Raw genomic sequence first — 13887 nt, forward strand, 5'->3', positions numbered from 1 at the left:
GTCCGAATCTTACCCCTCCCGACCTGCGGTGGAGCGAGGGGTCCGCGAAGGGTCCGTCGACGGAGGGCCTCGCGACGCCCCGACAGCCGCTTTTATCCACTATAGAATGGCATCTGAACAGGTAAAACAGCTCCGCGAAGGGTCCGCGCTCACGGCCGTCACGACGGACCCTTCGCGGCGGGTGACGGGCGGGGCTACAGAATCGCGGGGCCGTGGCCGGTGATCGGCCGACCCTGGCCGATCACGTCGAGGGATCGGCTGGCGCGCTCTCGCAGCGTACCCAGGTCGCAGAACAGGATCGAATCCGTACCCTGGTTGATCATGTCGGTCAGCTCGGCCCGTAGCCGCAGGATCTTCGCCGGACGGGCATCCACGACAAACACGCTGTACTGGACGCGGTCGCCGTACGATTCGAGCTTCTTGGCCACCCGCGTGCGGCGGACGTCGTCGGAAACGTCGTAGGCGATCAAATAACGCCGTACGTCGTCCAGGCTCATCGGATCTTGATCCCCTCGTATCGGGGCTGCGTCCCGTCGATCACGCCGAGCACCAGGCGCGCCTGGATCTCCATCGCGCGCCGCCAGCTCACCTCGTAGCCGAAGATCGGGTGGCGGAACGTGCCGGTAACCCGGCGTTCGTAACCGGCGATGAGCGCTTTCCGTCCGTTCGCGCTGATCCGGGTGGTGCCGAGCACCGTTGTGAAGTCCCGGACGCGGAGCTCGCCGTTGTTGAACGCGGTGATGACGACCGAGTCGGCGACGGCTGCCCGGAACTCCTCGACCAGGTCGAGAGCCAACGCCGGCTTGTTGCGGCCGGAGCTGTGCAGGAAGCCAGCGTGCGGGTCGAGCCCGCAGGCGACGACGGCCCGTAGGATGTCGGCGGTCAGCAGCCCGTAGCAGAGGTTCAACGCGGCGTTGATCGGATCGCGGGCTGGGCGTCGGGTCCGTACGGAGAAGGTCAGCTGCTCGGCCTCGACGACCTTCGGCCGGAACATAGTGAGGAACTGGGCGAAGTAACTGGCGGCGGCCTCACCTTCGATGCCGAACAGGTCCGTCAACGACAGCGCGTCGAGGGCTGCGCGTTGTAGCTCGCGCAGCCGGGTCACCGTGTCCGGGGCGTTGCCGTGCCGGCGCAGCAACGTCGCCTGGTTGGCGATCTTCGCGGTGACGAACTGTCGGGCCAGGTCGATGCGCCCGTTGTGGGAGGCGACGTGCTGCAGCAGCCGCGGGCCGCCGTTGGGCCCCTGCGCCGGCCGCGCCCAGCCGGTAACCCGGCCGGTGCTGGTGCACCACACCACGGACAGGCTGCGCCACAGCACCTCCCTGATCAGGCCGCTGGACAGGTCGACGTTGCCGTGCACCACCAGGCCCTGCACGCGTTCGATCGGAAACGACCCAAGCTTCTCGCCGCTCTTGCTGACCTCGATCCGGCCTCGCTCGACGTACGCACGCGACCCCGGCGTGGTCAGGTGCAGGACCTGGGTGTCCGGGTCGGCGACGACGATCCGGCGGGTCACCGGCGCGAGCGGGCGTTCGTCGGGCAGGCAGACGCTGATGTGTGAGCAGCGGGAGCAGCGTCGGTCGTTCTCCAGCGGCGGCGGGGCCTGCTCGGCGTCCAGCGTACGCGCGGTTGCCGCCACCATCTCCCGGGCGGCCGCCACATCGGCCGGCGACAGGGTGATGTCGACCCGTACCCGGTGGTTGGTGAAGTAGACCGCCTGCCCGGCCACCGGGTAACCCATGTCTGCCAGCGCCCGAGCCTGGAGGGCGACCTGGATCCGCATCGGTTCGGTGACTTCCGGCCGGCGGCGCACCGGGGTGGCCTTGTGTTCGACGACGGTCATCGCGGCGTCGTCGTCGAGCTCGACGGTGTCGCAGCGGCCGTACACCCCGAGGTCGTGACTGACCACGTCGACGGCCCGGTAGCGCCGGGACCGCGACCCGGTCGGGTCGTCGGCCGGGGTGTGGGCCTGGACGCCGACCTGCACCTGATGGGTGTCGGTCGACTCGCCGGCTGCTTCCAGCCAGGCCCGGCGTGGGCAGAACGCCTGGTGCGCCACCAGGCTGATCGGAAGCAGTTCCGGCGTCGTCATCGTCATCGTCTCGCGACGAGTGGCTTGTCGATCTTGATCGGCTCGCCGCGCATGGCACGGCGTTCGGGGGCGCTGTCGCTGCCGAACCGCTGCACCGGGAAGCGGATGACAGCGGTGACGCCCCGGGCGGCCAACCATCCTCGGGCGGGCTCGCCATCGACCGGTTTACTCTCCGATGGCATGCCGGGCGCCTTCGGCGACAGTCCGGCCGCCGCGAACCGGGCCAGCTGCCCGCTGGCGAGGACCGTCCGGTGCCGGGCCGTGCGCCACCGCCCGGTCCACACGGGTACGCAGAACCAGCCGCCCGTTGCCCGTCCGAGGTGGCCGGTGGTGGTGGCGGTCGCGTTGACCCGCTGTGCGATCGGAAACTGCGAGATGCCCCAGAGCGCGCACCAGGCCACCGCGTTGTCGGTCGGGCTGGGGGCGGCGAAGCCGGTCGGCGTACGGCTGTCGGGTTTGTCTTTGGCGATCTCGTCGCGGACCCGGCGGCCAGCCAGCCCGTCGGCGACCTCTTCGGCGGTACGGGCGGCGACCGCTGCGGCGAGGGGCCGGAGTCGGTTGCCGACGAACTCGGAGCCCTGGTTGCGGGGCTGCATTTCCAGCCGGCTGGCACCGTCGTCCTGCAGCCGGTCGCCTTTGCCGTTGCGGCTCCAGTAGGCCGGTTCGCCGAGTGCGGCGATCAGCTGCAGGTCGAGCATCGCCCGTGCGTCGGTGAGCTGGTCGAGCACCTGATGCCGGCGGTGCTGCAGGTCACGCCAGCCGTCCCCGGTGGTGATGACGCTGATCCGAGGGCTCATCAGGGCTCGCTGTTCGCCGGCGCGCAGCTGCCGGCTGGGCCAGGCGTCCGGGTCGTCGTGGCGGGCGGCGTGCCGGCGGACGATCTCGCCGATCGCCTCCAGGCTGGCCTCCGGTGCGCTGAGCACCGGGCGAGAGTTCATGCCGGGCGTCCAGGAGAGCCGGACGTCGTCGAGGCCGGCGTCCTCGGCGATGGCGGCGAACCCGTACAGCGTCATGTGCGACAACATCGTGTACGGGTCGGCGTGTGACAGTACGAAGTCGGTCATGATCCCTCCGCGGAGACCTGCCCGTCGGCGGCACGGAGCAGCGCTTCCAGGTAGGCGCAGCCCCACACCCCCCAACGGCGATGGGTGCGTTCGATCAGTTCGTCCCACCGGCCCTCGTCGAACAGGTCCTCGGCGGTAGCGTCGACAGCGCCGACGAGCTGCCCGGCGGTGTGCGGGAAGCCGTGCCGGCCGTGTCCGTGGCTGGTGCCGACCAGCCGGACGATCAGCTCCCGACTTGCATCGTCCTGTGTCGACAGCTGCAGCCATGCTCGGACCACGGAGAGCTGTTCGTGGCGCCATCCGGTCGGCAGTCCTGATTCCTTCAGCAGCTTCCGGTCCCGTCGCGCGTCCCGTAGCGGCTCGGCCGGGTCGGCGTTGAGCCGCCTTTGGAAGCGTTCATCCGATTTGCCGTCGTCGTGGTGCAGGCCGGCCAGCCTCAGCACCGCCACCAGCTCGGCGGGAAGGCCGAGCCGGTCGGCGACTGTTTCGGCGCGGTCGGCGACGGCGTCGGCGTGCCGATGCAACAGCACCCTGCGACGGCGCGGGGTCCAGCTCTGGCGCAACTCGTCGTCATCGGTGGCCTTCCGCAGGTCGACGACGATGAGTCGGGCAAGTTCCGGCTTGCCGTCGTCGGATTCCTGCCAGTGCGGAATCACCTCGGCCCCGGCCCGTTCGGTCTCCGGCCGATCGAGCAGGGCCGCCGCCGCGACCACCATCGGCTGCGGTGTCAGCTTGTCGCGGTGTACCCGCAGCAGCTGGGCGATCTCCGTCGGTTCCAGTTCGGCGGCACCTGGAGTGTCCGGGTCGTCCTGGTCGACGACGGTGGCGGCGACGGCGTCGAGGAACCGGCGGTGCCCGGCGGTGTCCCCTTCGATCCGGAGTACCACCTCGCCGGCTTTCGGCTCGCCGAGGGCGTCGAGCACGTCGTCGACCCGTTCGGTGCCGGCCGGGTCGACGACCTTGGAGGTGAACAGCGCAGTGGTGTCGTCGAGGACGAGTATGTCGCCGGGGCGAATCCGGTCGTCGACGGTCAGCGGGCGCGGCGCGGGATCCGTGGGTCGGACCAGCATCGGTACGGGCACCGGGTCCGGACCGGCCTTGGCCGCTGCCTCCGCCAGTTCCTTCAGCCGGTCCCAGATCCTGGTCGCCAGCCTGATCGACACCGGGAAGACCTCGTGCGGGCGGGGCGGCAGCGCCTCGATCAGCTTGACGGCGTCGGCGGTGTCGGCCGGCAGCGCCCGCCGGACGACGATGCCGAACTCGTGGTCGGCTGCGTCGAGGTCGTCGGAGAGCCACAGGTCGAGGTCGTCCTGCGCGGCGGCAGCGAGGTCGTCGCTGGTCCGAGCAAGGTGCCACGCTTGCGCCAGCTCCAGCCGTTGCAGCAGGTCCCGCCGCAGCGCCGGGGCCGGCGGCCGGGGGTCGCGCAGCGCCCACGGGGCGAGGCCCGCCGGGTCTACGGCCCGCCCGGCCAGCCAGGCGAGCGCCGCCGACAGGTCGTCCCGCTGGTACGGCCCGTACTGGGCCGCGTCGGGCAACTCGTCGGCCGGCACCAGCACGCTGATCTCGGTGACGGGACGGACGCCGAGCCGGTTGACCCGGCCGGCTCGCTGGGCGAGCGCCCCACCGGGTGCCAGCTCGGTCACGGCCGCCGCCAGATCCAGGTCTACACCGACTTCGAGACTCTGGGTGCTGACCAGGACGTCGACCTTCGGATCGCCGCCGAGGCTGAGCAGGTTCGACGCGGGCGGCCGCAACCGGTCCACGTCGTACGGCCGCAGCCGGCCGCAGATCAACTCGACGGTCAGGTCCCGGGCGCGCAGTTCGGCGGCGACGGCGGCGGCGACCGCGACGGTGTTGACGAAACAGCCGACTGTCGTGCCGTACGCGTCACCCGACCGTACTGCCTCACGTAGCCGTACCGCCTCGTCGGCCAGCGCCGCGACGCCCGCCTTGAAGGCCGGGCCGCTGCGTGGGATCGGCCAGGCCGGGATCGGCCGCAGGGTCACCGGCTTCGGGCTGGTCAGCCGCTGCCGCAGCGGCGCGTCCACGGCCAGGTCGTCGGTTTCGACGCCGACGGCCACCCCGGCGTCGGCGTGCGGCGTGGCGGTGGTCTCGACGACCTGCAGCACCGGTACGCCGAGTGGTTCGTCGGTGACGGCGGCCAGTTCGGCGACCCGCCGGGCGGTGGTCACCAACTGCCGGGACAGGTGTGCCTCGTCGACGACGGCGACCGTGTCGTATGCGAGCAGCCCGGCTTCCCGTGGCCGGGCCTGTGCCCGCGATCCGTAGCCGGCGAGCAGCAGCCGTGACCCCCACATGTCGGGGGTGGCACAGAGCACCGCCGCACCGACCGGTTCGTCCAGCCAGGACCGCGACGGTGGCGCGCCGCCGCGCAGCAACGCCACCGTCAGCGGGCTCGCCGCCGGGTCACCGCCCCGCCCGCCGCGCCCGGTGGCCCCGGTACGCAGCGAGTCGAGCGCGGCGGCGACCCGGGCCAGCACGGTCCGGCTGTCGCCTCGGGCGGCCGCCAGCAGCCCGGCGATCGCCGTCGCGTGTTGGTGCTGGTCGTCGACGAGTGCCCGGCGGTCGACGACCAGCGCGAGCCGGCGCGGTACCCGTACCGGGTGGCCGGCGGCCATCATCGCCACCGCGAACACGTGCACGTCGATGACGCTGGTCTTGCCGGCCCCGGTCGGCGCGACCAGCTGGTCCGGCCAGCGGCCGGTGGCCAGCAGGTGGTCGAGCAGCCGCTCCTGCCAGCGGAACGGCTGCTGTCCGGTGCGGACGGCGGCGAAGAAGGCGCCGAAGTCGGCGCGCTCGACGCTCACCGGGCCAGCCGGCGGGCGATGGACTCCGGCAGGTCCCGGGGCACCAGCAGGCCGCCGCCGAGGTGCCGGCTCTGCCCAATGGCGGCGATCGTCCGAGGCCCGGTGAGGTTGCCCAGGTTGAGCACCGCCCGGTACGGCTGGATCAGCGTGTCACTGTGGACCTTGTGCACGTACCGGCCGACGTCGCCGTCCATCACCCGTACCGCTGATTCGACCCGGACCCCGCGCGCGGACGCCGCCCGCGCCAACGCCTGGTAGCGGGCCTCGCCCCGCTCCGGCACCTTCTCGAACTCGTCGCGCCACACCAAAGCGACCGACAACGCTGCGGCGTCGGCGAGGGACCAGTCGCGGACGCGGACGCGCGGCGGCCGGCTGTCGGGTACGGCGACCGGGTCGGTCTGCCACCACCGCTGGGTGCCGGCGGCCGGCTCGGGCCAGAACTCGTCGGCCGCGACCTCGACCGGCGGTTTGACACCGAACGGGCCGGCGGAGACCTTGACCTGCCGCAGGTGGTGCGCGGCCATCCGGATCAGGGTCAGGTCGATGTCGTCGGCGTCGCGGGGCAGCAGCAGCGCCATCGCGCTGCCGTCGACGTGCGGCGCGTCCGGGCCGAGGAACTGGATGGCGCACCGGTTCGCCGGCTGCGGCACGTTGTCGCCGTACGCGCCGGTGAGGATCGCGGGCGCGCCGTCGCCGACGAGCGAGACCAACGCCCGGTGTACGGCGACCGCGTACCGCACCCGCAGCTGTGGCGGGACCGGCCCGGCCATACCGAACAGCAGCACCGACGTCCATGGTGTCGGTGGGGGCGGCTCCTCCGCGCGGGCGTACCGGCCGAGTTCGACGCCGGCGGTCACGATCGGCGGCGCGACCGTCTTCTCGCTGGAGCGGTGCGCGTCGGACTTGAGCGGCGGCACGGCCGTCGACTCCCGGTGCGCCGCTTCCAGAGCGTCGGACCGGCCGGCGACGGCTACCGCCAGGTCGAGGCCGTCGCCGGTGAACAGGTCGGCGTCGGGGTCGAGGCGGTGCGTCGGATCGGCCTCGGCGACGACGAGCCGCACCGGTGACTCGGTCGTGCCGAGGTAGGGCACCTCGGGGCAGAGCGCGGTCAGCGCGGCGGCGACCGGCTCCGGCGGCGGCTGCTCCCACGTCCATGCGTACCGTCCGGTCACCGCGACACCGGTCACCGCCGGCTTGCCGACCAGCTTGTCCGACAGCGGGCCGCGGCCTTCCTTGACGATCAAACCCTCCTGCCGGTACGCCGTCGCGCCACCGCCGTTGGGCAGCGTCTGTGGCACGGCGATGCCGTCCGGCGGGTTGGCCTCCAGCCAGCGCAGCGCCTCCCGGTCGATGTCGCAGGGCTGCAGGCTGTCGCCGTCGGGGACCGCCCGCACGCCTTGGGCGGCAGCGCAGAGCAGGGCGGCGTGCAGCCGGGCCGGCGACGGCAGCGGGTCGAGCTCACCGCTGCCGACGTGCCCCTTGTAGACGCCGAGGACCGGTTCGGCGACGATCGCGAAGCTCACTGGTCGTCACCCGTTTCGAGCGCGCCGGAGACGATGTCCGGGTTGCCGTCGACCCGCATCGCCAGCCCTGACCAGGTGATGTCGGCGACCTTCTCGGCGTGTGCGAGGGCTTCGCCGAGCAGCAGGTCGGCGGCGTCGATGCTCAGCGGCTCGACGTCGGCGAACGATCCGCCGCGCTGGTCGAGCCGGACCTTCGGCTGCTCGGCTTCGACCAGGTCGCAGTTGGCCCGCAGGCACAGTTCGGCGTCGGAGCGGGCGAGGGCGTTGAGCGCCAACGCGGCCAGCAGTGCCCGGCAGGCGGCGTCGCCGTCGACGCCGGCGCCGAAGCGCATCTGCCGCAGCGTCGCGAAGGACAACACATGCGTACGGATGATGGTGTCGCAGGCGACGCCGGCCAGCTGGTCCAACGTCGGCGGGATGCCGCCGAGGCCGAGCGCGGACGCCGACTCCGCGGTGCCGGCCTTGATCGCATTGGCCGCCTTGAGGATCTTGCTATGCGTGGCTGGGCTCAACTCGGCCTGCTGCCGGTTCGCTGTCTCGGTCATCGTCTTCTTGTCGAGGTTGATCTGCATGCCGACCGGGTCGACCCGCGCTCCGCCGCGCAGCGCGGGCCGTGGTGCGCTCAACAAGCCGGTCTCGTCCCGGCTTGCCGCGACGAAACCGACGATCTCCCCGACCAGTGCGCTGCGCCAGCGGCCCTGCCGGCTGCGCCGGCTCGAATCCCAGCCGCCGAGGACCAGGGTCACCGGGCTGGTTTCCAGTAGCGCCCGCGCGTTCGCCGGGCTCGCGTCCCGCACCGCCCGGTACTCGGGAGTCTGCGTGGTCGGCACCCCGTCGATCGTCCCGGCGCGGATGTGACCGTCGAAGACCCGGTGCGGCAGCGTCAGGTCGTAGTAGCGCTCGACCGCGCCGTCTCGCTCGTAGGTGACCTGCACGTGCGGCACCCGCGACAGCAGCGAATGTCCGTCCTCGATGGCCTGAGCGAGGGCCTGCTCGGCCCGGTTGAGCTGGGATTGCTTGCTATCGATGATCGCGGCGTACCGGCTCTCGTCGCCAAGGAACCGCTGCTCGTACGCGTACACCGACCCCTTCCCGCGCTCGGGGGCGAACTTGGCCGGGGCGACCGACGTGTGCCGGCCACCGGCCGGCTCCAAGGTGGTCGTCGACGTCAGGCAACTCGACCCGCCCGGCGACCCGGCGGCCAGCAACACATCAAGATCCAATGAACGCACTCAGAATTCCTTTCGCATTTGCATCGGCGCGGGGGCAGCACTCACCGAGGACGGAAGTACTGAAGCGCCGATAGGGGATTGCTTGGCGGGCGACACCCTATCGTCCGGTGGCGACATTCTTTGGCTGGGTGCGGGCGAGGACGTCTTCGGCGGTCAGTGGGCTGGCCGGGTGGTGGCTGAGGCAGAGCGGCGTACGGGCCTTGCGGAACGGCTGCCCCTCGACCGCGACGTAGAACTGTCCGCTGGTCAGCCGGGAGATGTCCGGCACGTCGCCGCCCTTGAAGCGGGCCATCTCACGGGCCGCCTCGATGTGTACCGGCGCGTTGAGCAGCCCGAAGAACTGCGTCGCCGCGTTGCCGGGGATCTGACTGTGCAGGCCCTTCGGCGCCTGGGTGGCGAAGACCAGGCCGAGCCCGTACTTACGGGCCTGGGAGGCGAGCATCAACGTACTGCGGGTGCAGGGTGTGATCGGCCCGGAGGGCGCGAGGGTCTGCGCCTCGTCCATCACCAGCAGCCCGCCCAGCGGCCGGTCCCCCGCCGGGTTCCGCTTGATCCAACCGAAGAGGGCCAGTTGCAGCTGATTCACGAACCCCTGCCGCTTCTCCTCCCCCGGCAGTCCGACGAAGCTGATCACCGAGACGCGGGCGCGTTTACCCGGGGCCGGGGTCAGCAGCGTGCCCGGGTCGGCCGACTCGCCCGTACCGCCGAACAGCGGGTCGTTGATCCGCGCCGCTTCCAGGTTTTCGGCCAGGTCGGCGGCGATCGCCGCCGCTCCGGCCAGCTCGCTCACCCCGTCGGGCAGATCGCGGAGCAGGGCGATCAGCCCGGCCAGGGTGGCCGTGTCGCTGTGCCGGCCGTAGTGGCGTAACGCCTGCCGCAGGACGGCCTGGCCGCGCATCGCCTTCGCGGTGGTGGCGGCCACCTTGGCGCGTGGGGCCAACGCGTCGACCGCGCTGTCCACCGCCTGGGTGAACTCGTCCGGATCGTCGCGTACGCCGGAGAAGTCCGGCAGCGGCTGGAACGTCAACGGCCGGCCGCCCTCCCGTCCGGGCGTCCACACCACGACGTCGGTCGCGGCGAGGTAGTCGGCGGCGGCCCGCGCGTCGCCGTCGCCCCATGCCGTCGGCGGCTGCGGCCACGGGTCACCGAGCCGGGCCAGGTCGTTGTTGGGGTCCAGCACGATCGCGGACACGCCGAGCAGCGCGCACTCCTCGACCAGTCGCCGGATCAGGACGGTCTTGCCGGATCCGGAGCCGGCGAAGATCGCGACGTGTTTGCGCAGCGCTGCCAGCTCCACCCGTACCGGATCGCCGTTGTCGAACTCGGTGCCGACCCGCAGGTACGGTCCGGGGCCGTCGGCGGCGGCCGACTCGCGACCGGGTCGGTCGGGTGCGGCCGGTTCGCGGGAGACGTCGACGAGCGCGGCCGACAACAACACGGTACGCGAGGCGGGACGCCGGTCGGCCAGCCAGGCCTGCAGTCCGTCCGGTTCCTCGGCGAGCAGTGTCCGCAGCGCGACCAGGCTGCGCAGGTCGTCGTCAGTGACCGGCAGTGTCCGCCCGCCGGCGGCGACGAAATCGTCCGCCGCCTTGCGCACGGCAGGAGTTTGCGGCCACTCGTCGTTGCGCAGGATGAACAGTCGCCGGTCGGCGACGCCGTGGGACAGCCCGGCGGCCACGCAGGCGTTGCGCAGCCGGGCCAGCTCGGCGTTGTAGTGCTGCGCGGCGATGGCCCGGAACGCCCAGTGCGCCTCGTCGCCGGTCGTGTCGTCGAGGGTGCGGCGCAGCCTGGCGTGCAGGGCTGGCCGGCGGGCCGGGATCGTGTCCTGGTCGAAGTCGGTGTCCGCGCTTTCCCACGTCCACGCGCGCAGCCCGGCGGCGAGCAGCTGCGGCACCTGGGTGTCCTCGTTGGCCGGGTCGAGCAGCCCGGCTACCTGGGCCGCAGCGCGCAGTTCGGCGTACCGCTGATCAAGGGTGCCCAACGACGAGCCGGCAGCGGCCGGCGTCGGTGTCCGGATTGACGACGTCTGCGTCGGTGTCGGTGTCGCTTGGGCGGTCGGTGTCGCTTGGGCGGTCGGTGTCGCCTCGGCGGTCGGCTTCTCGGCGGCGGCCGTGGTGAGCGTGGTCATCTCGGTGACCTGGCCGTCGCGGACGCACGCGCGGATGTGTTTCTCGACGTTGATCAGCAGCTGCCGTGGGGTGAAATCGGCGGCGTCGGCGAACGCTTCGGGCCGCACCGGCCAGCTCGGGTACGGCGGCACGAAGCCGACCTCGGCGTAGTGCGCCGCGAGCCGGCGCTCGACCAGTGCCCGGCCGAGGTCGGCGTCGGGGATCGATTCGAGCGGGGCGGTTTCCCGGAACCGGTCCTGGGCGGTGTCGACCGCGTGGCTCTTGATCAACGCCCAGGAGACGGGCAGCAGCGACAGTACGGTCAGCGTCCCCTGGGTCAGTTCCCGCAGCTCCATCAGGCCACTGGCGACCTGGTCGATCGAGACGGCCGCCCGCCAGCCGTCCTCCGCTGCCCCGGTGCTGGGCGGCCCGGAGACGTGGCTGCGGTTGGCGACCTGCGCGATCAGGCCGTCGACCTGGTCGACCGCGATCACCGACGGGCCGGTCAGCGCCAGCAGCCGCGACACGTCGGAGACGATCTCCTGCGGCAGCCGCCGGGCCGGCCGGATGCCCCAGGCGAGGCGTTCACCGGGCTCGGCCTCGTCGCTGGCGAGCAGCCACGAGTTGGCGACGTCCTGTGCTCGCGGGTCGATGCCGGCGAGCAGGGCCAGCGCGCGGGCGGTGTCCCGGCAGCCGATCCCGATCCGGCGGTTCGACCAGCTCAGGGCGGCCACGAACTCGTTGAGCCGGTCCACGGTCATCGGGGCCCGGCCGGTCACCGCCATCCGGGTCACCACGGACAGTTCGAGGCCATCGACGAGCCGGTGCAGGAACATCTGCAGCTGGGTGGTGCCGTCGTCGTCCACCGGCTGGTGCAGGCCGTCGACCATGGACACGGCGACGCTGTGCCAGAAGGCGTTGGCGTCGAGCAGGTTGATCAGGAAGAAGTAGCCGCCGTCGAGCTGGGTCAACTCGCGGACCCGGCTGAGCAGGTGGGTCTTGCCCGCGCCGCGTTGGCCCTGCACGGCGACGCCGATGGGGCTGGTGTCCGGGTTCTTCTTCGCCAGTGCCAGGCCGTCGAGGATGCTCCGGAGCGCGTCGGTGTGCAGCCCGTCGACGTGGGACGCCGCCCGCCGCCAGACGTCGTTCATCGTCGGGGTGTAGCTGAACTGCAGGTGGGTGAGTGCCTTCAGCGCCGCTTCGGTCATGACGCCGCCATGGTGATCATGTGCTTGGGCTGGTCGCCGACCACAACGGCGGCGGCCCGGGTCCGTGGGTCGATGGCCTTCTGGTTGGCTTCCGGCACGAGGGTGACGCCGGGTCGGCGGTGCAGCCGGCGCAGGGCCGCGTCGATGTCGGCCCGGTCGAGGTCGTCGACCAGGTCGCGCAGGTCGGCAAGGTCGACCAGATCGCCGGCCTGGCGGGCGAGTTCGTGGTACGCCGCCCGCACCCGTTCCTCGACGGCCGCCTCGTCCGGCCTGTACCCGGTGCCGGCTACCGGCTCCTCGACCGGCGTTTCGTTGCCGCGCTCCTTGGAGGCGTTCATGAAATCAGCGAGGCTGAGTCCCTGCGCGTTCAGGAAGCGATCCAACCTCAGCAGTACGGCGTAGAGCGCACCGCCCAGGGACCCTGAGCGTGGTGGCGGCGACCCGGCGGCGAACTCGGCGCGGCAGCGCACCCAGCCCGCGTCGCTCAACCGCAGCACGATCCGCCGAGGAGCGCCTTCCACCTCGATCAGTTTCAACCTTTCCAGTTTCTCCCGGGATCTCTTCTCCAGCTTGCAGCCATGCTCCTGGGTCATCTTCACGTTCGACAGTTCGCCGTCCTCGGCGAAGAGGATGAGCAGAGCAGCCGTCTCGACCATGGTCAGCTTCTCGTCCGACATGTTCAAAGGCCTTTCCCGGTGCGTCGACGGTTGGTGAGGAACTGCTGCAGGAGTACGAGCACGTTGTCGATGTCGTCGAGCACCTGCGCGTTGGTGAAGCGGAGTACGGCGTACCCGTTGAGCTGGAGCATCACGTCGCGGTGCCGGTCCTCGGTGAACTTGGCCGGCGTACGGTGGTCGTCTCCGTCGATCTCGACGACGCACCGTTCCCGTTTCCACAGCAGGTCGACCCGGACGGGGTTGACCAGCGGACCGGGCCGGACGGTGTGGTTCCAGGCGCGGCCGGCCGCCCAGGTCCGCCGGGCCAGGGCGGCTTCGAGCGTCACTTCGGCGCGACTGGTCGGGTGCGGCTTGCCGGCGACGCTCGGCGTCCGTCGGGTGCTGACGCGCGGCTGACGGCGCGGGCGGGCCGGCGGTGACGCTGCGACGCGCGGCGGCTCCGTCGCTCGCGGCCGGCTCTCGACGCCGTACGGCGAATCGCTGTCGATCCACACGGTCAGCCGGCCGTGGTCGACCAGCCACTGCGCCGCCTGGGCCAGCGCCAACGTCGCCGCCTCGTCGAGGTGATCGGGCGGCCGCAGCACCAGCGCGCACGCCGGTCGACCGAAGCTGGCCGCGATGACCCGGGCCAGCCCGCGCGCCCGCACCTCGGGCTGGTGCCGGCGGGTGTATGCGGTCGACCCGGTCAGGGCGGCGGCCGCCAGGTCGGCGAGGAACGGGCCGGACTGCGCGGTGGCGGCGGCGTGGGCGACGGCGAGCCTGCGTACGGCGATCGGCGCGGCCCCGGCCGATGTTGTGATCCCTTCGGCTCCCGGCAGCCAGGCGGGGAACAGCTGGCCGGCGGTCGTTTCCATCTCGTCGAGGACGGCGGCGACGGTCGCCTGCTGGCTCGACGACCCGGCGGTACGGTGCACGACGACGGCCGGTGCGTCCGGCGACGTCGCTACCACTCGGTCCCAGTCGCCCATGCGAAGGTGCCTGATCCACACCACCTGACCAGTCGGCATCTGCGAGAGCGAATAGACCAACGACCCGCCTAACGTGAGAAGTCGGCACCCATCCTGGCGAAGCGTTGATCGAATCGGCAATCAGCCGAACGTCGGTGTATCGCCACCGCCCGGCACCCGTCATCAGCTGATCAACGGGTGCCCGAAT

At 71.8% G+C, this 13887-nt stretch carries 9 protein-coding genes; all 9 read right to left on the reverse strand.

Annotated elements, in window-relative coordinates:
- Positions 1–194: 194 nt before the first annotated feature.
- The 9 genes from cas2 to EDC02_RS13945 all read right to left on the reverse strand — a co-directional run bounded on the left by cas2 (position 195) and on the right by EDC02_RS13945 (position 13700).
- Positions 195–497 carry a CRISPR-associated endonuclease Cas2 gene (gene cas2 / locus EDC02_RS13905; RefSeq protein WP_123602325.1) on the reverse strand — a complete coding sequence of 101 codons (303 nt, stop codon included), beginning with the start codon at positions 495–497 and terminating at the stop codon, positions 195–197.
- Entirely contained in the window at positions 494–2092 is a 1599-nt protein-coding gene (gene cas1, locus EDC02_RS13910) for a CRISPR-associated endonuclease Cas1 (RefSeq protein WP_123602326.1), read from the reverse strand. Before cas1 ends, cas2 begins: the two co-directional genes overlap by 4 nt.
- A 2-nt stretch (positions 2093–2094) precedes the next feature.
- The gene (locus EDC02_RS13915) at positions 2095–3156 is read right to left on the reverse strand and encodes a hypothetical protein (RefSeq protein ID WP_123602327.1); all 1062 of its coding nucleotides are present in this window, start codon (positions 3154–3156) and stop codon (positions 2095–2097) included.
- Entirely contained in the window at positions 3153–5984 is a 2832-nt protein-coding gene (gene cas3u, locus EDC02_RS13920) for a type I-U CRISPR-associated helicase/endonuclease Cas3 (RefSeq protein ID WP_123602328.1), read from the reverse strand. Before cas3u ends, EDC02_RS13915 begins: the two co-directional genes overlap by 4 nt.
- Positions 5981–7507, reverse strand: a complete 1527-nt coding sequence (gene csb2, locus EDC02_RS13925; protein WP_123602329.1) for a type I-U CRISPR-associated protein Csb2 — start codon at positions 7505–7507, stop codon at positions 5981–5983. Before csb2 ends, cas3u begins: the two co-directional genes overlap by 4 nt.
- Positions 7504–8739 carry a type I-U CRISPR-associated RAMP protein Csb1/Cas7u gene (gene cas7u, locus EDC02_RS13930; protein WP_123602330.1) on the reverse strand — a complete coding sequence of 412 codons (1236 nt, stop codon included), beginning with the start codon at positions 8737–8739 and terminating at the stop codon, positions 7504–7506. The genes csb2 and cas7u overlap by 4 nt, the downstream gene beginning before the upstream one ends.
- Positions 8740–8836: 97 nt before the next feature.
- Positions 8837–12055 (reverse strand): ATP-binding protein, encoded by a 3219-nt coding sequence (locus tag EDC02_RS13935; RefSeq protein WP_123602331.1) that lies wholly within the window; start codon positions 12053–12055, stop codon positions 8837–8839.
- On the reverse strand, positions 12052–12732 hold the full coding sequence (locus EDC02_RS13940; RefSeq protein ID WP_123602332.1) for a hypothetical protein: 681 nt from the start codon (positions 12730–12732) through the stop codon (positions 12052–12054). The genes EDC02_RS13935 and EDC02_RS13940 overlap by 4 nt, the downstream gene beginning before the upstream one ends.
- A 2-nt stretch (positions 12733–12734) precedes the next feature.
- Entirely contained in the window at positions 12735–13700 is a 966-nt protein-coding gene (locus tag EDC02_RS13945) for an endonuclease domain-containing protein (RefSeq protein WP_123602333.1), read from the reverse strand.
- Positions 13701–13887: the final 187 nt, after the last annotated feature.

Source organism: Micromonospora sp. Llam0 (assembly GCF_003751085.1).
Lineage (GTDB): Bacteria > Actinomycetota > Actinomycetes > Mycobacteriales > Micromonosporaceae > Micromonospora_E.